The organism is Patiriisocius sp. (assembly GCF_051252435.1).
Classification (GTDB): Bacteria; Bacteroidota; Bacteroidia; order Flavobacteriales; family Flavobacteriaceae; genus Patiriisocius.
In genome coordinates this window covers 200,833-218,093 of sequence record NZ_JBPOFW010000004.1, presented here as the reverse complement: position 1 = coordinate 218,093, position 17,261 = coordinate 200,833, and the positions used below count along the sequence as shown (strand labels likewise).

General features: G+C 37.0%; 31 protein-coding genes. All 31 read left to right on the top strand.

Annotated features, from left to right (window positions below):
* The first annotated feature begins 212 nt into the window (after nucleotides 1-212).
* Entirely contained in the window at nucleotides 213-587 is a 375-nt protein-coding gene (rpsL, locus tag ACSHW7_RS10655) for a 30S ribosomal protein S12 (protein ID WP_151675177.1), read from the top strand.
* Between the two features lie 25 nt (nucleotides 588-612).
* The gene (gene rpsG, locus ACSHW7_RS10650; RefSeq protein ID WP_435679330.1) at nucleotides 613-1,089 is read left to right on the top strand and encodes a 30S ribosomal protein S7; all 477 of its coding nucleotides are present in this window, start codon (nucleotides 613-615) and stop codon (nucleotides 1,087-1,089) included.
* A 3-nt stretch (nucleotides 1,090-1,092) separates the two neighbouring features.
* Nucleotides 1,093-3,222: an elongation factor G gene (gene fusA, locus ACSHW7_RS10645; RefSeq protein WP_435679329.1), complete on the top strand. Its 2,130-nt coding sequence runs from the start codon at nucleotides 1,093-1,095 to the stop codon at nucleotides 3,220-3,222.
* 10 nt (nucleotides 3,223-3,232) lie between these two features.
* Nucleotides 3,233-3,538, top strand: coding sequence for a 30S ribosomal protein S10 (rpsJ, locus tag ACSHW7_RS10640; protein ID WP_010181931.1), 306 nt, complete (start codon nucleotides 3,233-3,235; stop codon nucleotides 3,536-3,538).
* Between the two features lie 279 nt (nucleotides 3,539-3,817).
* Complete coding sequence (rplC, locus tag ACSHW7_RS10635) at nucleotides 3,818-4,429, top strand: 50S ribosomal protein L3 (protein WP_435679328.1); 612 nt, start codon at nucleotides 3,818-3,820, stop codon at nucleotides 4,427-4,429.
* Nucleotides 4,429-5,058 carry a 50S ribosomal protein L4 gene (rplD, locus tag ACSHW7_RS10630; RefSeq protein ID WP_435679327.1) on the top strand — a complete coding sequence of 210 codons (630 nt, stop codon included), beginning with the start codon at nucleotides 4,429-4,431 and terminating at the stop codon, nucleotides 5,056-5,058. Before rplC ends, rplD begins: the two co-directional genes overlap by 1 nt.
* A gap of 7 nt (nucleotides 5,059-5,065) precedes the next feature.
* Entirely contained in the window at nucleotides 5,066-5,362 is a 297-nt protein-coding gene (gene rplW / locus ACSHW7_RS10625) for a 50S ribosomal protein L23 (protein WP_435679326.1), read from the top strand.
* 20 nt (nucleotides 5,363-5,382) lie between these two features.
* On the top strand, nucleotides 5,383-6,207 hold the full coding sequence (rplB, locus tag ACSHW7_RS10620; protein WP_435679325.1) for a 50S ribosomal protein L2: 825 nt from the start codon (nucleotides 5,383-5,385) through the stop codon (nucleotides 6,205-6,207).
* A 3-nt stretch (nucleotides 6,208-6,210) separates the two neighbouring features.
* On the top strand, nucleotides 6,211-6,489 hold the full coding sequence (rpsS, locus tag ACSHW7_RS10615) for a 30S ribosomal protein S19 (protein ID WP_435679324.1): 279 nt from the start codon (nucleotides 6,211-6,213) through the stop codon (nucleotides 6,487-6,489).
* Between the two features lie 6 nt (nucleotides 6,490-6,495).
* On the top strand, nucleotides 6,496-6,903 hold the full coding sequence (gene rplV / locus ACSHW7_RS10610; RefSeq protein WP_435679323.1) for a 50S ribosomal protein L22: 408 nt from the start codon (nucleotides 6,496-6,498) through the stop codon (nucleotides 6,901-6,903).
* A gap of 4 nt (nucleotides 6,904-6,907) precedes the next feature.
* Nucleotides 6,908-7,633 carry a 30S ribosomal protein S3 gene (gene rpsC, locus ACSHW7_RS10605; RefSeq protein ID WP_435679322.1) on the top strand — a complete coding sequence of 242 codons (726 nt, stop codon included), beginning with the start codon at nucleotides 6,908-6,910 and terminating at the stop codon, nucleotides 7,631-7,633.
* 20 nt (nucleotides 7,634-7,653) lie between these two features.
* Nucleotides 7,654-8,073: a 50S ribosomal protein L16 gene (gene rplP / locus ACSHW7_RS10600; protein WP_435679321.1), complete on the top strand. Its 420-nt coding sequence runs from the start codon at nucleotides 7,654-7,656 to the stop codon at nucleotides 8,071-8,073.
* Between the two features lie 12 nt (nucleotides 8,074-8,085).
* Nucleotides 8,086-8,277 (top strand): 50S ribosomal protein L29, encoded by a 192-nt coding sequence (gene rpmC, locus ACSHW7_RS10595; RefSeq protein ID WP_435679320.1) that lies wholly within the window; start codon nucleotides 8,086-8,088, stop codon nucleotides 8,275-8,277.
* 15 nt (nucleotides 8,278-8,292) lie between these two features.
* Complete coding sequence (rpsQ, locus tag ACSHW7_RS10590; protein WP_151675189.1) at nucleotides 8,293-8,556, top strand: 30S ribosomal protein S17; 264 nt, start codon at nucleotides 8,293-8,295, stop codon at nucleotides 8,554-8,556.
* Between the two features lie 3 nt (nucleotides 8,557-8,559).
* Nucleotides 8,560-8,928, top strand: a complete 369-nt coding sequence (rplN, locus tag ACSHW7_RS10585; RefSeq protein WP_151893544.1) for a 50S ribosomal protein L14 — start codon at nucleotides 8,560-8,562, stop codon at nucleotides 8,926-8,928.
* Between the two features lie 14 nt (nucleotides 8,929-8,942).
* A complete protein-coding gene (gene rplX, locus ACSHW7_RS10580; RefSeq protein ID WP_435679319.1) occupies nucleotides 8,943-9,257 on the top strand; it encodes a 50S ribosomal protein L24 in 315 nt (104 codons plus the stop codon).
* Nucleotides 9,258-9,259: 2 nt separating this feature from the next.
* Nucleotides 9,260-9,811, top strand: coding sequence for a 50S ribosomal protein L5 (gene rplE / locus ACSHW7_RS10575; RefSeq protein ID WP_435679318.1), 552 nt, complete (start codon nucleotides 9,260-9,262; stop codon nucleotides 9,809-9,811).
* Nucleotides 9,812-9,814: 3 nt separating this feature from the next.
* Entirely contained in the window at nucleotides 9,815-10,084 is a 270-nt protein-coding gene (gene rpsN / locus ACSHW7_RS10570; RefSeq protein WP_435679317.1) for a 30S ribosomal protein S14, read from the top strand.
* Nucleotides 10,085-10,201: 117 nt separating this feature from the next.
* The gene (gene rpsH, locus ACSHW7_RS10565) at nucleotides 10,202-10,603 is read left to right on the top strand and encodes a 30S ribosomal protein S8 (protein ID WP_435679316.1); all 402 of its coding nucleotides are present in this window, start codon (nucleotides 10,202-10,204) and stop codon (nucleotides 10,601-10,603) included.
* A gap of 18 nt (nucleotides 10,604-10,621) precedes the next feature.
* The gene (gene rplF / locus ACSHW7_RS10560; RefSeq protein ID WP_435679315.1) at nucleotides 10,622-11,164 is read left to right on the top strand and encodes a 50S ribosomal protein L6; all 543 of its coding nucleotides are present in this window, start codon (nucleotides 10,622-10,624) and stop codon (nucleotides 11,162-11,164) included.
* An 11-nt stretch (nucleotides 11,165-11,175) separates the two neighbouring features.
* Nucleotides 11,176-11,532 carry a 50S ribosomal protein L18 gene (gene rplR, locus ACSHW7_RS10555; RefSeq protein WP_151893550.1) on the top strand — a complete coding sequence of 119 codons (357 nt, stop codon included), beginning with the start codon at nucleotides 11,176-11,178 and terminating at the stop codon, nucleotides 11,530-11,532.
* Nucleotides 11,533-11,537: 5 nt separating this feature from the next.
* A complete protein-coding gene (gene rpsE / locus ACSHW7_RS10550; protein ID WP_151893551.1) occupies nucleotides 11,538-12,062 on the top strand; it encodes a 30S ribosomal protein S5 in 525 nt (174 codons plus the stop codon).
* A gap of 13 nt (nucleotides 12,063-12,075) precedes the next feature.
* On the top strand, nucleotides 12,076-12,255 hold the full coding sequence (rpmD, locus tag ACSHW7_RS10545; RefSeq protein WP_435679314.1) for a 50S ribosomal protein L30: 180 nt from the start codon (nucleotides 12,076-12,078) through the stop codon (nucleotides 12,253-12,255).
* Nucleotides 12,256-12,267: 12 nt separating this feature from the next.
* Nucleotides 12,268-12,720, top strand: a complete 453-nt coding sequence (gene rplO, locus ACSHW7_RS10540) for a 50S ribosomal protein L15 (protein WP_435679313.1) — start codon at nucleotides 12,268-12,270, stop codon at nucleotides 12,718-12,720.
* A 13-nt stretch (nucleotides 12,721-12,733) separates the two neighbouring features.
* Nucleotides 12,734-14,068 (top strand): preprotein translocase subunit SecY, encoded by a 1,335-nt coding sequence (gene secY, locus ACSHW7_RS10535; RefSeq protein ID WP_435679312.1) that lies wholly within the window; start codon nucleotides 12,734-12,736, stop codon nucleotides 14,066-14,068.
* An 81-nt stretch (nucleotides 14,069-14,149) separates the two neighbouring features.
* Nucleotides 14,150-14,365 (top strand): translation initiation factor IF-1, encoded by a 216-nt coding sequence (infA, locus tag ACSHW7_RS10530; RefSeq protein ID WP_151893555.1) that lies wholly within the window; start codon nucleotides 14,150-14,152, stop codon nucleotides 14,363-14,365.
* Between the two features lies 1 nt (nucleotide 14,366).
* Nucleotides 14,367-14,483 (top strand): type B 50S ribosomal protein L36, encoded by a 117-nt coding sequence (gene ykgO, locus ACSHW7_RS10525; RefSeq protein WP_114676954.1) that lies wholly within the window; start codon nucleotides 14,367-14,369, stop codon nucleotides 14,481-14,483.
* A 2-nt stretch (nucleotides 14,484-14,485) separates the two neighbouring features.
* Nucleotides 14,486-14,860, top strand: coding sequence for a 30S ribosomal protein S13 (gene rpsM, locus ACSHW7_RS10520; protein WP_151893556.1), 375 nt, complete (start codon nucleotides 14,486-14,488; stop codon nucleotides 14,858-14,860).
* Between the two features lie 8 nt (nucleotides 14,861-14,868).
* Nucleotides 14,869-15,273, top strand: a complete 405-nt coding sequence (rpsK, locus tag ACSHW7_RS10515) for a 30S ribosomal protein S11 (protein WP_435679311.1) — start codon at nucleotides 14,869-14,871, stop codon at nucleotides 15,271-15,273.
* Between the two features lie 194 nt (nucleotides 15,274-15,467).
* Nucleotides 15,468-16,073, top strand: coding sequence for a 30S ribosomal protein S4 (gene rpsD, locus ACSHW7_RS10510; RefSeq protein ID WP_435679310.1), 606 nt, complete (start codon nucleotides 15,468-15,470; stop codon nucleotides 16,071-16,073).
* 94 nt (nucleotides 16,074-16,167) lie between these two features.
* Nucleotides 16,168-17,160, top strand: a complete 993-nt coding sequence (locus ACSHW7_RS10505) for a DNA-directed RNA polymerase subunit alpha (RefSeq protein ID WP_435679309.1) — start codon at nucleotides 16,168-16,170, stop codon at nucleotides 17,158-17,160.
* Nucleotides 17,161-17,261 lie beyond the last annotated feature (101 nt).

Here is a 17,261-nt window from a genome sequence, read left to right as displayed (position 1 = left end):
TATATAAAAATGTAAAAAAGTAATCTCAAAAACGCTTTTATTTTGTGTTGTAAAGCTAACGATGTTCCCCGTGTTTTAATATCTGAAAATGAAATTAATAAAAAAGGTAGAAATTTAATTCACTAACATTTGAGGTTTCAATAAATTGTTATATTTTTGCACGCCCTAATAAGAGGGAATTTTATTATAAATTAAGTATAACAAGGATTTTTATGCCAACTATTTCACAATTAGTACGAAAAGGAAGGACCAAAATAACCAAGAAGTCAAAATCGGCTGCATTGGATTCGTGCCCGCAACGCCGCGGTGTTTGTACGCGTGTATATACTACTACTCCTAAAAAACCGAACTCAGCAATGCGTAAAGTAGCGCGTGTTCGTTTAACAAATGGAAAAGAAGTAAACGCATACATTGGTGGTGAAGGACACAATTTACAAGAGCACTCGATAGTATTGGTTAGAGGTGGAAGGGTGAAAGATTTGCCTGGAGTTAGATACCACATTGTTCGTGGAGCCTTAGACACCGCTGGTGTTGATGGAAGAACACAACGTAGATCTAAGTACGGAGCTAAGCGCCCTAAGAAGTAATTTTAAACAAATTTAAAACGAAGACATGAGAAAAAGAGCAGCCAAAAAAAGACCGCTTTTGCCGGATCCAAGGTTTAATGACCAGTTGGTGACACGTTTTGTTAATAACATGATGTGGGACGGTAAAAAATCGGTGGCGTTCAAAGTGTTTTACGATGCAATTGACATTGTAGAAGAAAAGAAAACTGACGAAGAAAAAACAGGTTTAGAGATTTGGAAGGACGCCCTTTCAAATGTAATGCCTCACGTTGAAGTACGTAGTCGTAGAGTGGGTGGAGCAACGTTCCAAATACCTATGCAAATACGTGCTGACCGTAAAATATCTACTGCTATGAAGTGGTTGATAGGTTACTCAAGAAAACGTAACGAAAAATCTATGGCTCAGAAGTTGGCTTCAGAAATATTAGCTGCGGCTAAAGAAGAAGGAGCAGCTGTTAAGAAGCGTACTGATACGCACAAAATGGCCGAAGCAAATAAAGCATTCTCACATTTCAGATTCTAAAAAATGGCAAGAGACTTAAGATTAACTAGAAATATTGGTATTGCTGCGCACATTGATGCGGGTAAGACCACTACAACAGAGCGTATTTTATATTATACAGGTGTAAGTCACAAAATTGGTGAAGTGCATGATGGTGCTGCTACAATGGACTGGATGGAGCAAGAGCAGGAAAGAGGTATTACAATTACTTCGGCTGCAACAACTTGTACTTGGGTTTTTCCAAAGGAAAATGCTCAGCCCACTGAAGATGCACAAGATTATCACTTTAATATTATTGATACTCCTGGTCACGTAGATTTTACTGTAGAGGTAAATCGTTCATTACGTGTACTAGATGGATTAGTTTTCTTGTTTAGTGCAGTGGATGGTGTTGAGCCACAATCTGAAACTAACTGGAGACTTGCCGATAACTATAAAGTGCCACGTATTGGTTTCGTGAATAAAATGGACCGTCAAGGTGCTAATTTTATGAACGTTTGCCAACAAGTGAAAGATATGTTAGGGTCGAATGCGGTGCCTATTGTTTTGAACATTGGTGACGAAATTGACTTTAAAGGAATTGTAGATTTAGTGAAAAACCGTGCTATTGTTTGGCATGATGAAACACAGGGAGCTACGTTTGATGTTATCGAAATTCCAGAGGAATTGAAAGCGGAAGCAAAGTTATTAAGAGGTAAACTTATTGAAGAAGTTGCTGCTTATGATGAAAATCTTCTTGAAAAATATATGGAGGATGAAGACTCTATTACTGAAGATGAAGTGCACGCTGCGCTTCGTGCTGCTGTAATGGATATGTCTATTATTCCTATGATTTGTGGTTCTGCATTTAAGAATAAAGGAGTTCAGTTTCTTCTTGATGCTGTTTGCCGTTACTTGCCTTCTCCAATGGACAAGGAAGGTATTGTGGGTGTTAACCCTGAAACAGAAAAGAAAGAATTACGTAAGCCAGATGTAAAGGAGCCTTTTGCTGCTTTAGCATTTAAGATTGCAACAGACCCTTTCGTGGGGCGTCTTGCTTTTTTCCGTGCTTATTCTGGTCGTTTAGATGCAGGTTCTTATATCTTGAACAATCGTTCAGGTAAAAAAGAGCGTATTTCACGTATCTATCAAATGCACTCTAACAAACAAAATGCTATCGATTTTATCGAGGCAGGTGATATTGGAGCGGCAGTAGGTTTTAAGGATATTAAGACTGGAGATACAATGAGTGACGAAAAGCACCCAATTGTATTGGAATCTATGGACTTCCCTGATCCAGTAATTGGTATCGCGGTTGAGCCTAAAACTAAGGCAGATGTAGATAAACTTGGTATGGCTTTAGGAAAGCTTGCTGAAGAAGACCCTACATTTACTGTACGTACAGATGAAGCTTCAGGACAGACTATTATTTCTGGAATGGGTGAGCTTCACTTAGATATTATTGTAGACCGTTTAAGACGTGAGTTCAAGGTTGAAGTAAATCAAGGTGCGCCTCAAGTAGAATACAAAGAAGCTGTTACGCGTACTGCACAACACAGAGAGGTTTACAAAAAACAATCTGGTGGACGTGGTAAATTTGCTGATATTGTTTTTGAACTAGGACCGGTAGATGATGAAACAGTTGAAGGACTTGTTTTTGAAAATAAAATTAAAGGTGGTAACGTTCCTAAGGAATTTGTCCCTTCAGTTGAAAAAGGATTTAAACAAGCCATGATTAATGGACCTTTAGCAGGTTTTGAGGTGGATAGCTTGAAAGTAACTTTGACGGATGGTTCTTTCCACCCTGTGGATAGTGATGCATTGTCATTTGAACTTGCAGCAAAAATGGGCTTTAAGTCTGTTGCAAAATCAGCAGGTGCTGTAATCCTTGAACCAATCATGAAACTTGAGGTGATTACTCCTGAAGAAAACATGGGTGATATAGTAGGTGACTTAAATAGAAGACGTGGACAAGTAAGTGACATGGGTGACCGTGCAGGAGCTAAAACTGTAAAAGCTACAGTGCCACTTTCTGAAATGTTTGGTTATGTAACTACATTAAGAACATTGTCATCAGGTAGAGCAACATCAACAATGGAATTTTCACACTATGCTGAAACTCCTTCTAATATTTCAGAAGAAGTAATTAAAGCAGCAAGAGGAACTAACGATTAATATTTCAGCAATGAGTCAAAAAATAAGAATTAAATTAAAATCTTACGATCATAATTTAGTAGACAAATCTGCTGAGAAAATCGTAAAGACGGTAAAGAGTACCGGAGCAGTTGTAACTGGTCCTATTCCATTGCCAACACATAAAAAAATCTTTACAGTTTTACGTTCACCACACGTAAACAAGAAGAGTAGAGAGCAGTTTCAATTAAGCTCTTACAAGAGATTATTGGATATCTACAGTTCTTCTTCGAAAACAATTGACGCTCTAATGAAGTTAGAGTTGCCAAGTGGGGTAGAAGTAGAGATTAAGGTTTAAGTGCTTTACTTCTGCGAATTGACCTTTATTGGTTGCTGAGCGAAGTCGAAGTAAACATGTCCTGAGCTGCGTGCGAGGGAAAAACGGAAAACAAAGTAACATTCGGGGTCGAATTTATTTTGGCCCCGTTTGATTTTGAAAAGTTTTTAGCTTATGCGAAAATTTTAATCAAATCATATTTCCGAAGAAATGGAAATTAGTAGTAAACATAACGAATGGCGAAGAGTGAATCGCGAGTATTCATTTTCTAAATTCATAATTTTAAATAAATAAATAAATATGTCTGGGTTAATTGGAAGAAAGATAGGGATGACCAGCATCTTTGACGAGAAAGGTAAGAATATACCTTGTACCGTTATTGAGTGCGGTCCTTGTGTTGTTACCCAAGTCAGAACCGAAGAAGTTGATGGTTATAATGCCGTTCAACTAGGTTTCGATGACAAAAAGACTGCTACAAAAGCTGCTGAAGGGCATGCAAAAAAAGCAGGTGTTTCTGTGAAACGCAAAGTCGTTGAATTCAAAGGTTTTGATGAGGAGTACAAATTAGGTGATACAATCACCGTTGAGCACTTTATTGAAGGTGAGTTTGTCGATATTGCGGCAACTTCAAAAGGTAAAGGTTTTCAAGGGGTTGTAAAGCGTCATGGTTTTGGTGGTGTGGGTCAAGCGACACACGGTCAACATAACAGATTAAGAGCACCGGGTTCTATTGGTGCAGCGTCTTATCCTGCGAGAGTATTCAAAGGAATGAAGATGGCTGGTCAAATGGGAAATGTAAAGGTGAAAGTTGAAAATTTAAGAGTTTTAAAAGTAGTTGCTGAAAAGAACTTACTTGTTGTTAAAGGAAGTATTCCTGGACATAAAAACGCTTATGTAACTATTCAGAAATAATGAAGGTAGCTGTATTAGATATTAATGGAAAAGACACAGGTAGAAAGGTTGAACTTTCTAAAGATGTGTTTGGTATTGAGCCTAATAATCATGCTGTATATCTTGATGTAAAGCAATACTTGGCAAATCAACGTCAAGGAACGCATAAAGCAAAAGAGCGTGCAGAGATTTCAGGATCTACTAGAAAGATAAAGAAACAAAAAGGAACTGGTACTGCTCGTGCGGGTAGTATTAAGTCTGGTGTGTTTAAAGGTGGTGGTAGAATGTTTGGTCCAAGACCAAGAAACTACTCTTTTAAATTGAATAAGAACCTAAAGCGATTAGCTCGTAAATCTGCCCTTACAATGAAGGCAAATGATAAGGCAATCGTAGTGATCGAAGATTTAAATTTTGACACTCCGAAGACTAAGAATTTTACGTCAGTTTTAAAGACTTTAGGTCTTAATGACAAAAAATCTTTGTTTGTGTTGGGAGAGCCAAATAATAATGTATATTTGTCTTCGCGAAATTTGAAAGGTACTGAAGTGGTAAGCAACTCATCTTTAAGTACTTATAAAATTTTAAATGCAAATAGTGTAGTGCTATTTGAAGGTTCTTTGGAAGGAATTGAGTCAAACTTAAGTAAATAGAAACAAGATGAGTATCTTAATTAAACCTATAATTACGGAAAAAGCTACAGCTGATGCGGAATTAAATAACCGTTACGGCTTTATAGTAAATACAAAGGCGAACAAGGTAGAAATCAAAAAAGCGGTTGAAGCCACTTATGAAGTTTCTGTTCTTAAAGTTCGTACATTAAATGTCCGCCCGGATAGAAGTACACGTTATACAAAGACGGGTATTCAAACTGGTAAAACAAATGCTTACAAAAAAGCAATTGTACAGGTGGCGGAAGGTGATGAAATAGATTTTTACAATAACATTCAGGATTAATCCTGTATAATTAGACAAAAATGTCAGTAAGAAAATTAAAACCTATCACCCCAGGTCAGCGTTTTAGAGTTGTAAATGGTTTTGACGCCATTACAACTGATAAGCCGGAGAAGTCATTACTTGCTCCGAACAAGAGGTCTGGTGGTAGAAACAGTCAAGGAAAGATGACCATGCGCTATATAGGTGGTGGTCACAAAAAGAAATATCGAATTATCGATTTCAAACGCGACAAAGCGGGAGTTCCTGCAACTGTAGCGACAATTGAATATGATCCTAACCGTACTGCGTTTATTGCATTGCTAAATTACCAAGATGGTGAAAAGCGTTATGTAATTGCACAAAATGGTCTTCAAGTAGGTCAAAATATCGTTTCTGGTGAGCTAACTGCTCCTGAAATTGGAAACGCTATGACTTTAGCAAATATCCCTCTAGGTACAATTATTTCTTGTATCGAATTACGTCCTGGTCAAGGAGCGGTTTTGGCGCGCAGCGCTGGTGCTTTTGCTCAGTTGATGGCACGTGATGGTAGATATGCAACTGTTAAATTGCCTTCAGGTGAAACACGTTTGATTTTGGTTACTTGTATGGCTACTATAGGTGCTGTTTCTAACAGTGACCACCAATTACTTGTATCTGGTAAAGCAGGTAGATCAAGATGGTTGGGTAGAAGACCACGTACTAGACCGGTAGTTATGAATCCAGTTGATCACCCAATGGGTGGTGGTGAAGGTAAGTCTTCAGGTGGGCATCCTCGTTCTAGAAACGGTATCCCAGCAAAAGGATTTAGAACTCGTTCTAAAACTAAGCAAAGTAACAAGTATATAATCGAACGTAGAAAGAAATAAGCTATGGCAAGATCATTAAAAAAGGGACCGTACGTTCACTTCAAATTGGAGAAGAAAGTAGATCAAAATGTGGCTTCTAACAAGAAGACTGTAATCAAAACGTGGTCAAGAGCCTCTATGATTACTCCAGATTTTGTAGGACAAACTATTGCAGTGCATAATGGAAAACAATTTGTTCCGGTATATGTAACTGAAAATATGGTAGGACATAAACTAGGAGAATTTTCACCTACAAGATCATTCCGTGGTCACTCAGGTGCAAAAAATAAAGGAAAAAAATAATAGACCATGGGAGTTCGTAAAAGAGAAAGAGCAGAGCAAATCAAAGAGGTAAAGAAGACACAGTACTTTGCTAAATTGAATAATTGCCCTACATCACCAAGAAAAATGCGTTTAATGGCGGATTTAATTCGTGGTGAGAAAGTAGAAAAAGCACTTAATATTTTGAAGTTTAGCTCAAAAGAGTCTTCACGTCGTTTAGAAAAATTGTTATTGTCAGCAATGGCAAATTGGCAAGCTAAGAACGAAGAAGGTTCTATTGAAGAGGCAGATCTTTTTGTAAAGGAAATTCGTGTAGACGGAGGAACTATGCTTAAGAGATTACGTCCAGCACCTCAAGGTCGTGCACACAGAATTAGAAAACGCTCTAACCACGTAACACTGGTATTAGCAGCAAACGATAACACACAAAGCTAAATAAATGGGACAAAAGACAAATCCAATCGGGAATCGCCTTGGGATTATCAGAGGATGGGAATCTAACTGGTACGGAGGTAATGACTACGGCGATAAATTAGCCGAAGACGACAAGATTAGAAAATATGTTCATGCTCGTTTATCTAAAGCAAGCGTGTCTAGAGTAATTATTGAGCGTACGCTTAAACTTGTAACCGTTACTATTACTACTGCAAGACCTGGTATCATTATCGGAAAAGGTGGTCAGGAAGTAGATAAGTTAAAAGAAGAGCTTAAAAAAATTACTGGTAAAGAAGTACAGATTAACATCCATGAAATCAAGAGACCAGAGCTTGATGCGCATCTTGTAGGAGCTAGTGTAGCTAGACAGATTGAGAATAGAATCTCATACCGTCGTGCTATCAAAATGGCTATTACTGCAGCAATGCGTATGAATGCTGAAGGAATCAAGATTCAGATTTCGGGACGTTTGAATGGGGCAGAGATGGCTCGTTCAGAATCTTACAAGGATGGTCGTATTCCTTTATCAACATTCAGAGCCGATATTGATTATGCTTTAGTTGAGGCACACACTACTTATGGTAGATTGGGTGTTAAAGTATGGATCATGAAAGGTGAAGTATATGGAAAAAGAGAACTTTCTCCTTTAGTTGGTTTATCTACGGGTAACAAAAAAGGGAAAAGTGATAACAAAGGACGAGGAGGCGCAAAGCCACGTCGTAGAAAGTAATTTTTTAAAGACAAAGAAAAATGTTACAACCTAAAAGAACGAAGTTTCGTAAACAACAGAAGGGCCGCATGAAGGGTAATGCTGGGCGTGGTAATCAACTTGCTTATGGAACTTTTGGAATAAAATCTTTAGATTCAAATTTCTTGACAGCCCGTCAAATCGAGGCAGCTCGTATTGCGGCAACACGTTTTATGAAAAGAGAAGGTTCTTTATGGATCATGATCTTTCCAGATAAGCCTATCACAAAGAAGCCTCTTGAGGTTCGTATGGGTAAAGGTAAAGGTGCTGTAGAATATTGGGCAGCTGTTGTGAAGCCAGGAAGAATGATACTAGAAATTTCTGGTGTCCCATTGGAAACTGCAAAAGAAGCATTGCGTCTTGCGGCTCAAAAACTTCCGGTAAAAACCAAGTTTGTAATGTCAAGAGATTTTCAAGCTTAAAATTTATTCAAGATGAAACAATCAGAGATAAACGAAGCATCTACAGCAGATTTGCAAAATAAACTTGCAGAAGCTAAGAAAGTGTATTCAGATTTTAAAATGGCTCACGTCATTTCACCGTTAGAAAATCCTATTCTACTTAGAACTCACAGAAGAACTGTAGCTAGAATTTCGACTGAACTAACTAAAAGAGAAGTACAATAAGTACCAAGCTGAAAGATGGAAGAATTAAAAAGAAATTTAAGAAAAGAACGTGTAGGTGTAGTTACAAGTAATAAAATGGATAAGTCTATTGTTGTTGCTGAAGTAAAGAAAGTAAAACACCCGATGTACGGAAAGTTCGTTTTGAAAACGAAAAAGTATGTTGCACACGACGAGACAAATAACTGCAACGAAGGCGATACTGTTAAGATCATGGAAACACGACCTATGAGTAAAACTAAATGTTGGAGATTAGTAGAAATCATTGAAAGAGCGAAGTAAGATATGTTACAACAAGAATCAAGACTTAAAGTCGCAGACAACACAGGTGCTAAAGAAGTACTTACTATTCGTGTATTAGGTGGAACTAAAAGAAGATATGCTTCTATTGGTGATAAGATTGTAGTTTCTGTTAAAGATGCTACACCTAATGGACAAGTAAAGAAAGGAACTGTTTCAACGGCAGTTGTTGTACGTACAGTAAAAGAGGTTAGAAGAGCAGATGGTTCTTATATCCGCTTTGATGACAATGCTTGTGTATTATTGAACCCACAAGGTGAAATGAGAGGTACACGTGTATTTGGACCTGTAGCAAGAGAACTTCGTGATAAACAATTCATGAAAATAGTATCATTGGCACCAGAGGTGCTTTAATACGAAATAATAAAATGGGAAAGCTTAAAATTAAAACTGGAGATACGGTAGTAGTTACCGCTGGGGACCATAAAGGTTCTGAAGGTAAAGTTCTACGCGTTGTTCAGGATAAAAACAAAGCAATCGTAGAGGGAGTGAATATGGTAAAGAAGCATGAGAAGCCAAGTGCGGCTAATCCTCAAGGTGGAATTACTGAAAAAGAAGCTCTTATCCATATTTCAAACTTATCGTTAGTTGATTCAAAAACTGGAAAAGCTACACGAGTGGGTTATAGAATGGATGACGGTAAAAAAGTACGATTTTCTAAACAATCGAATCAAGCAATATAGTTATGGCATATTTACCAAGACTTAAAGAAGAATATAAGAGTAGAGTTATTTCTGCGCTTACAGACGAATTTGGTTACAAAAATGTAATGCAGGTTCCTAAACTAGAGCGCATCGTTGTGTCTCGTGGTGTAGGTGCTGCCGTAGCCGATAAAAAATTAATTGACTATTCAGTTGACGAGTTAACTAATATTACTGGGCAAAGAGCGGTTGCGACGATTTCTAAGAAAGATATCGCTACGTTCAAGCTTCGTAAGGGTATGCCAATTGGAGCGCGTGTTACACTTAGAGGTGAACGTATGTATGAGTTTTTAGATAGACTTGTTACATCTGCTCTACCACGTGTACGTGATTTCAACGGTATAAAAGCTACTGGTTTTGACGGTAGAGGTAATTATTCATTGGGTGTTACAGAACAAATTATTTTTCCTGAAATCGATATCGATAAAGTAAAGAAAATTGAAGGTCTTAATATTACCTTTGTAACTTCTGCGGAAACAGATAAAGAAGCAAAATCATTATTAACTGAATTAGGTTTACCTTTTAAAAAGAACTAAGAGATGGCTAAAGAATCAATGAAAGCCCGTGAGGTTAAGAGACAGGCAACAGTAAAGAAGTATGCTGCAAAGCGTAAAGCTTTAAAAGAAGCTGGTGATTGGGAAGGTCTTCAAAAGCTACCTAAGAACGCTTCTCCAGTAAGACTTCATAACCGTTGTAAATTAACAGGAAGGCCTAAAGGATATATGAGAACATTTGGTATTTCACGTGTAATGTTTCGTGAAATGGCAAATCAAGGTTTGATTCCAGGAGTGCGTAAGGCATCTTGGTAATTAAATTATAAAAAATGGCGTATCAACGCCATGGCATATCTTGGTTGATGTGTCGCAAATAAAAATTAATAGGGTAAAAGGTTCAAAAAAGAAAACCATTACCGCAACTTCAAAAAAATGAATACAGACGTAATCGCAGATTACCTAACGAGAGTTAGAAATGCAGTAAAAGCAGGACATCGCGTGGTCGAAGTTCCAGCTTCTAATCTAAAAAAAGAGATTACAAAAATCCTTTTTGACCAGGGTTATATTTTGAGTTACAAATTTGAGGACGATAAAGGACACCAGGGTGTTATTAAAATCGCTCTTAAGTATGATAAGCTTACTAAAGACCCAGTTATCAAAAAAATTCAAAGAATAAGTAAACCAGGTTTACGTAAGTATGCGAGCTCTCAGGAGATGCCACGTATTTTAAATGGTTTGGGTATTGCTATTGTATCTACTTCAGCAGGAGTTATGACAGGAAAGCAAGCACAAAGCCAAAATGTAGGTGGTGAAGTATTATGTTACGTATATTAATATAAAAGACAAGAAGAAATGTCAAGAATAGGTAAAAACCCGGTAGCAATTCCAGCAGACGTTACAGTTGATGTAAAAGACAACGTGATAACGGTGAAAGGGAAATTAGGAGAGCTAACTCAAGAGTACTCTGATGTTACAATAAAGGTAGAGGATGGCAACGCAATCGTTGAACGTTCAACAGATCATAAAGACCACAGAGCTAAGCACGGTTTGTACAGATCTTTAATCTTCAATATGATTGAAGGTGTTTCTAAAGGATGGACAAAACAGCTAGAATTAGTTGGTGTAGGTTATAGAGCCAGTAATCAAGGTCAAAAATTAGATCTTGCATTAGGTTTTTCACACAATATCGTTTTGGATATCGCTCCAGAGGTTAAGGTGGAAACGGTTTCAGAAAAAGGAAAGAATCCTATCGTAAAACTAACTTCTTTTGATAAACAACTTGTTGGTCAAGTGGCTGCGAAAATCAGAGGTTTCCGTAGACCAGAACCATACAAAGGAAAAGGAGTTAAGTTTGTGGGTGAACAATTAAGAAGAAAAGCAGGTAAATCTGCATAAGATATAACGTTATGGCATTATCAAAAAACGATAGAAGACAACGTTTGCGTTACAGAATACGTAAAACGGTTTCAGGAACAGAGCAACGCCCGCGTTTAGCTGTTTTTAGAAGTAACAAAGAAATTTATGCTCAATTGATTGACGATGTAAGTGGTAAGACTATTACTGCAGCGTCCTCAAGAGACAAAGATATAGATGCTTCAAAAGTGAATAAAGTTGAAGCAGCAAAATTAGTGGGTAAAGCAATCGCTGAAAGAGCAACAAAGGCAGGTGTTGAAGCTGTGTCTTTTGACAGAGGTGGTTATTTGTATCACGGTAGAGTTAAATCATTAGCAGAAGGTGCGCGCGAAGGTGGCCTAAAATTCTAAGAAGTATGTATCAAGATTATAAAAACGTAGAATTAGTAAAGCCAGGTGGACTTGATTTAAAAGATCGTTTGGTAGGTGTACAACGTGTAACTAAGGTAACAAAAGGTGGTAGAGCATTTGGTTTTTCTGCTATTGTTGTTGTAGGTGATGAAAACGGAGTTGTAGGACAGGGATTAGGAAAATCTAAGGATGTTGCAAGTGCAATTGCAAAGGCAATTGAAGATGCAAAGAAAAACTTAGTTCGTATCCCTTTGAATAAATCAACATTACCACACGAACAAAAAGGGAAATATGGTGGAGCAAGAGTTAATCTTTTGCCTGCTGCTCCTGGTACAGGGGTAATTGCTGGTGGGGCTGTACGTGCAGTACTTGAAGCAGTTGGCATACATGATGTACTTTCAAAGTCACAAGGTTCCTCAAACCCACACAACGTAGTTAAAGCAACTTTTGATGCTTTATTACAAATGAGAAGTGCTCAGACTGTTGCAAAACAGCGTGGTATTTCTATGGAAAAATTGTTTAAAGGATAAACGACACACTAAGATGGCAAAGATAAAAGTAACAAAGGTAAAGAGTGCGATTAATCGTACTCAAAACCAAAAGAGAACGCTTCAGGCATTGGGTCTTAATAAAATAGGACAGACTGTAGAGCACGATGACACGCCAAATATTCTTGGTATGGTAAATAAAGTACAACACTTAGTTTCTGTTGAAACTAAATAAGATATCTAAAAAATGGATTTAAGTAACTTAAAACCTGCAGAAGGTTCAGTTAAAAGACAAGGAAAGCGCGTAGGTCGTGGACAAGGTTCTGGTAAAGGTGGTACTGCTACACGTGGTCACAAAGGGGCAAAGTCTCGTTCTGGATATTCTAAGAAAATAGGATTTGAAGGAGGGCAGATGCCTTTGCAACGTCGTGTGCCAAAGTTTGGTTTTACAAATATTAACCGTAAGGAATATCAAGGTGTTAATCTTGATACTCTTCAAGAGTTAGTAGACGATAAAAAAATTAAAGATACTGTTGATTTTGATACTTTAGTAGGGTTAGGTCTTGCTAGAAAAAACGAAATGGTGAAGATTTTAGGAAGAGGAGAGTTGAAGTCGAAATTAAAAGTAACAGCACACAAATTTACGGGTACTGCTCAGAAAGCAATTGAAGCTGCTGGTGGTGAAGTAGTAACATTGTAATCTCTTTGTAAGGATGAAATTTATTGAAACCTTAAAAAACGTTTGGAAAATAGAGGAATTGCGTAATCGTATTATGGTTACGTTGGGACTATTGCTAGTGTACCGTTTTGGTGCTCAAGTAGTATTGCCAGGTATTGACGCCTCTAAACTCGCTGAATTCTCAGGAAATTTTGACGCTGGAGGAATTGGTGGTTTATTAAATGCTTTTACGGGAGGTGCATTTGCAAATGCTTCTGTTTTTGCATTAGGTATTATGCCTTATATTTCTGCTTCCATTGTGGTTCAATTGATGCAGATTGCAGTTCCTTACCTTCAAAAATTACAGAAAGAAGGAGAAAGTGGTAGAAAGAAAATAAATCAAATAACAAGATGGCTAACTATTGGTATATGTTTGATACAGGCGCCTAGTTACTTATTTGGACTTGAAGCTTTAGGGGTTCCTTCGGCAGCATTCATTCTAGGTAAGACGCCAATGTTCTTTGTTTCATCTACTATTATTCTTGTAACTGGTTGTGTTTTCGCAATGTGGTTAGGAGAGAAAATTACTGATAAAGGTATTGGTAATGGTATTTCTATCCTTATTATGGTTGGTATTATAGCAACTTTACCATTGTCATTTGCACAAGAACTTGTTTCATCTTCTATAATGTTAGTTCTTATAGAGCTTGTAATATGGTTTGTTATCATACTACTTTCAGTATTACTCGTAATGGCGGTTCGAAAGATTCCGGTACAGTATGCTCGTAGAACGGCAACAGGCGAATATGAAAAGAATATATTTGGTGCACGTCAATTTATTCCATTGAAGTTAAATGCTTCTGGGGTAATGCCTATTATCTTTGCTCAAGCAATAATGTTTGTGCCAAGTGCATTGGCAGGTATTGGATTTATAAAGGATACTAGCTTTGGTCAATCTATGCTTGCTATTTATAGTGACATATTTGGATTATGGTATAATGTAACATTTGCACTATTGATTATAGTATTTACATATTTTTATACTGCAATTACGGTGCCAACGAACAAAATGGCAGATGACCTGAAACGTAGTGGTGGATTTATTCCGGGTATTAAACCAGGAGGTGAAACTGCTGAATATTTAGACAGAATTATGTCTCAAATAACATTACCGGGTTCTATCTTCTTGGCATTGATTGCTATATTTCCTGCAATTGTTGTTAAGTTTTTAGGAGTACAACAAGGATGGGCATTGTTCTTTGGAGGTACATCACTGTTGATTATGGTGGGTGTAGCTATAGATACAATGCAACAAATAAACTCTTACCTATTAAATCGTCATTATGATGGTTTGATGAAGAGTGGTAAAAATAGAAAGGCAGTAGCGTAACTAATAAAACTATATTTGAAATGTTGGTATGAATATTGCCAATTGCAATATCATATTAATAATAAAAATTAAAATTTCAGAATGGCAAAACAACCCGCAATAGAACAAGACGGAAGCATCGTAGAAGCATTATCAAATGCTATGTTTCGTGTTGAGTTAGAAAACGGTCACATAGTTACAGCGCATATCTCAGGAAAAATGAGAATGCACTATATAAAATTATTACCAGGAGATAAAGTAAAATTAGAAATGAGCCCTTACGATTTATCAAAGGCTCGCATAACATACAGATACTAAAATGAAAGTTAGAGCATCAGTTAAGAAAAGAAGTGCCGACTGCGTAATTGTACGTAGAAAAGGTAGATTATATGTAATTAATAAAAAGAACCCTAGGTTCAAACAAAGACAAGGATAATTATGGCAAGAATCGCAGGTGTAGATATTCCTAAACAAAAGAGGGGTGTAATCGCGTTAACGTACATTTTTGGTATTGGCAGTAGCCGAGCTAAAAATATACTGGAAAAAGCTGGAGTAAGTGAAGACAAAAAAGTAAACGAATGGAACGATGATGAAATCGGTGCTATTCGTGATGCAGTTGGATCTTTCAAAATTGAAGGTGAATTACGTAGTGAAGTACAATTGAACATCAAGCGTTTGATGGACATTGGATGTTACAGAGGTATTCGTCACAGAGCTGGTCTTCCTTTAAGAGGGCAACGCACTAAGAATAACTCAAGAACGAGAAAAGGAAAACGTAAAACTGTTGCTAACAAGAAGAAAGCAACTAAATAACTAGAGATATGGCAAAGGCAAAGGCAAATCCAAAAGCTAAAAGCACAAAAAAACGTAAAGTTAATGTGGAGTCTGTGGGTGAAGCGCATATTACTGCTTCCTTCAACAACATTATCGTTTCGTTAACTAATAAAAGTGGAGATGTAATCTCATGGTCATCAGCCGGTAAAATGGGTTTTAGAGGATCAAAGAAAAATACTCCGTATGCTGCGCAATTAGCGGCAGAAGACTGTGCGAAAGTAGCACACGAAGCTGGAATGCGCAAGTGTAAAGTATATGTTAAAGGACCGGGTAACGGTAGAGAGTCTGCTATTCGTAGCATTCATAATTCAGGAATTGAAGTTTCTGAAATTATCGATGTAACTCCAATGCCACATAACGGTTGTCGTCCTGCAAAGAGACGTCGCGTTTAACAATAACATATTTGACCCGTTTTTTCAGATGGGTCATTTTTCTATTTTTTACTGTTCCATAGTGTACGGTTTAAAATTTTTAATATTTCCGCGGAAGCGTAATTCAAATAAATAATAAATATCAACTGAAGATTAACGGAACTAGAGGATTAACGTAAGACCTTAATTTAGTTTCACTTCAAAAACACTTAGAAATGGCAAGATATACTGGTCCAAAAACTAAAATCGCTCGTAAATTTGGAGAAGCGATTTACGGAGAGGATAAATCCTTCGAAAAAAGAAACTACCCTCCAGGGCAACACGGTAATAACCGTCGTCGTGGAAAGAAATCTGAATACGCAATTCAGTTAGCTGAAAAGCAAAAAGCTAAATATACCTACGGTATTTTAGAAAAACAATTTAGAAACATGTTTAAGAAAGCAACTGCTGCTCCTGGAATTACGGGTGAGGTATTGCTTCAAATTGCTGAATCACGTTTAGACAATGTGGTATACCGTATGGGTATCGCTTCTAGCCGTCCAGCTGCGAGACAACTTGTTTCTCACCGTCACATTACTGTAAATGGTGAAAAGGTAAATATCCCTTCTTATCAATTAAAGCCAGGTGATGTTGTAGCCGTTAGAGAGAAGTCAAAATCTCTTGATGCTATTGAAACTTCATTGTCTAATTCACGCAATGTATATGAGTGGATTACTTGGAATACTGATAAAAAGGAAGGAACGTATGTTTCTATCCCACAATTGATCCAGATTCCAGAAAACATAAACGTACAGTTTATCGTCGAATTATATTCTAAATAATAATTTAATCATATTGGTATTTAGCCAAAGGATTTTTAGTGTTCTTCAAACTTTTAAATCGCGCAACTAAATAACAATTAAAACGAAGAAAAATATGGCAGTATTCAATTTTCAGAAGCCTGATAAAGTTATAATGATCAATTCCACAGATTTTGAGGGGAAATTTGAATTTCGTCCCTTAGAGCCTGGTTATGGATTGACCATTGGTAACGCATTAAGACGCGTGTTACTTTCTTCACTAGAAGGATTTGCAATTACTTCAATTAGAATTGAAGGTGTTGATCATGAATTTTCAACGATTGCAGGAGTAGTTGAGGATGTAACCGAAATAATATTAAACCTTAAGCAAGTACGTTTCAAAAGACAAATTGATGAGATAGATAACGAAACTGTTACTATTGCAATCAATGGTGGAAATGTATTGACCGCTGGAGATTTCCAAAAATATATTTCTGGTTTTCAGGTATTGAATCCAGATTTAGTAATTTGTAATATGGATGCTAAAGTGAATCTCAATCTTGAGATCACAATAGAAAAAGGTAGAGGATATGTTCCTGCAGAAGAGAACAAGAAAGCAAATGCCCCAATGGGTACAATTTTTACTGACTCTATCTATACACCTATCAAAAACGTAAAGTACAGTATTGAAAACTTTCGTGTTGAGCAGAAAACAGATTACGAAAAATTAGTTTTTGAAATCCAGACAGACGGATCAATCCACCCAAAAGATGCATTGACTGAAGCTGCGAAAACATTGATTCACCACTTTATGTTATTCTCTGACGAGCGTATCACTCTAGAGGCTGATGAGATTGCACAAACTGAAACGTATGATGAAGAGTCATTGCACATGCGCCAGTTGCTTAAAACTAAATTAGTTGATATGGACTTAAGTGTTCGTGCACTAAATTGTTTGAAAGCTGCAGAAGTTGATACACTGGGAGACCTTGTATCTTACAATAAGAATGATTTGATGAAATTCAGAAATTTCGGTAAAAAATCATTGACTGAGCTTGAAGAGCTTGTTAATGTAAAAGGACTGAACTTCGGGATGGATCTTTCAAAATATAAATTAGATAAAGACTAGATAAATTTAGTGCGCGATTAGAAGCTTTTGTTTATTTTCGCGCACCAAAGTTTTCAACTTTACTAATAATTAAATTTAACCCATCATAATTTGCTCTTCGG

Excerpts from the sequence above, each read along its gene's own strand:
- rplP (WP_435679321.1), top strand. The coding sequence starts at position 7,654 with ATGTTACAACCTAAAAGAACGAAGTTTCGTAAACAACAGAAGGGCCGC.
- rpsD (WP_435679310.1), top strand. The coding sequence starts at position 15,468 with ATGGCAAGATATACTGGTCCAAAAACTAAAATCGCTCGTAAATTTGGA.
- rpsJ (WP_010181931.1), top strand. The coding sequence starts at position 3,233 with ATGAGTCAAAAAATAAGAATTAAATTAAAATCTTACGATCATAATTTA.
- rpsN (WP_435679317.1), top strand. The coding sequence starts at position 9,815 with ATGGCTAAAGAATCAATGAAAGCCCGTGAGGTTAAGAGACAGGCAACA.
- rpsM (WP_151893556.1), top strand. The coding sequence starts at position 14,486 with ATGGCAAGAATCGCAGGTGTAGATATTCCTAAACAAAAGAGGGGTGTA.
- infA (WP_151893555.1), top strand. The coding sequence starts at position 14,150 with ATGGCAAAACAACCCGCAATAGAACAAGACGGAAGCATCGTAGAAGCA.
- rpsH (WP_435679316.1), top strand. The coding sequence starts at position 10,202 with ATGAATACAGACGTAATCGCAGATTACCTAACGAGAGTTAGAAATGCA.
- rplF (WP_435679315.1), top strand. The coding sequence starts at position 10,622 with ATGTCAAGAATAGGTAAAAACCCGGTAGCAATTCCAGCAGACGTTACA.
- rplO (WP_435679313.1), top strand. The coding sequence starts at position 12,268 with ATGGATTTAAGTAACTTAAAACCTGCAGAAGGTTCAGTTAAAAGACAA.
- rplD (WP_435679327.1), top strand. The coding sequence starts at position 4,429 with ATGAAGGTAGCTGTATTAGATATTAATGGAAAAGACACAGGTAGAAAG.
- rplB (WP_435679325.1), top strand. The coding sequence starts at position 5,383 with ATGTCAGTAAGAAAATTAAAACCTATCACCCCAGGTCAGCGTTTTAGA.
- rplN (WP_151893544.1), top strand. The coding sequence starts at position 8,560 with ATGTTACAACAAGAATCAAGACTTAAAGTCGCAGACAACACAGGTGCT.
- ACSHW7_RS10505 (WP_435679309.1), top strand. The coding sequence starts at position 16,168 with ATGGCAGTATTCAATTTTCAGAAGCCTGATAAAGTTATAATGATCAAT.
- rpsQ (WP_151675189.1), top strand. The coding sequence starts at position 8,293 with ATGGAAGAATTAAAAAGAAATTTAAGAAAAGAACGTGTAGGTGTAGTT.
- secY (WP_435679312.1), top strand. The coding sequence starts at position 12,734 with ATGAAATTTATTGAAACCTTAAAAAACGTTTGGAAAATAGAGGAATTG.
- rplE (WP_435679318.1), top strand. The coding sequence starts at position 9,260 with ATGGCATATTTACCAAGACTTAAAGAAGAATATAAGAGTAGAGTTATT.
- fusA (WP_435679329.1), top strand. The coding sequence starts at position 1,093 with ATGGCAAGAGACTTAAGATTAACTAGAAATATTGGTATTGCTGCGCAC.
- rplR (WP_151893550.1), top strand. The coding sequence starts at position 11,176 with ATGGCATTATCAAAAAACGATAGAAGACAACGTTTGCGTTACAGAATA.
- rpsG (WP_435679330.1), top strand. The coding sequence starts at position 613 with ATGAGAAAAAGAGCAGCCAAAAAAAGACCGCTTTTGCCGGATCCAAGG.
- rpsC (WP_435679322.1), top strand. The coding sequence starts at position 6,908 with ATGGGACAAAAGACAAATCCAATCGGGAATCGCCTTGGGATTATCAGA.
- rplX (WP_435679319.1), top strand. The coding sequence starts at position 8,943 with ATGGGAAAGCTTAAAATTAAAACTGGAGATACGGTAGTAGTTACCGCT.
- rplC (WP_435679328.1), top strand. The coding sequence starts at position 3,818 with ATGTCTGGGTTAATTGGAAGAAAGATAGGGATGACCAGCATCTTTGAC.
- rplV (WP_435679323.1), top strand. The coding sequence starts at position 6,496 with ATGGGAGTTCGTAAAAGAGAAAGAGCAGAGCAAATCAAAGAGGTAAAG.
- rpsE (WP_151893551.1), top strand. The coding sequence starts at position 11,538 with ATGTATCAAGATTATAAAAACGTAGAATTAGTAAAGCCAGGTGGACTT.
- rpsL (WP_151675177.1), top strand. The coding sequence starts at position 213 with ATGCCAACTATTTCACAATTAGTACGAAAAGGAAGGACCAAAATAACC.
- rpsS (WP_435679324.1), top strand. The coding sequence starts at position 6,211 with ATGGCAAGATCATTAAAAAAGGGACCGTACGTTCACTTCAAATTGGAG.
- rplW (WP_435679326.1), top strand. The coding sequence starts at position 5,066 with ATGAGTATCTTAATTAAACCTATAATTACGGAAAAAGCTACAGCTGAT.
- rpmD (WP_435679314.1), top strand. The coding sequence starts at position 12,076 with ATGGCAAAGATAAAAGTAACAAAGGTAAAGAGTGCGATTAATCGTACT.
- ykgO (WP_114676954.1), top strand. The coding sequence starts at position 14,367 with ATGAAAGTTAGAGCATCAGTTAAGAAAAGAAGTGCCGACTGCGTAATT.
- rpmC (WP_435679320.1), top strand. The coding sequence starts at position 8,086 with ATGAAACAATCAGAGATAAACGAAGCATCTACAGCAGATTTGCAAAAT.
- rpsK (WP_435679311.1), top strand. The coding sequence starts at position 14,869 with ATGGCAAAGGCAAAGGCAAATCCAAAAGCTAAAAGCACAAAAAAACGT.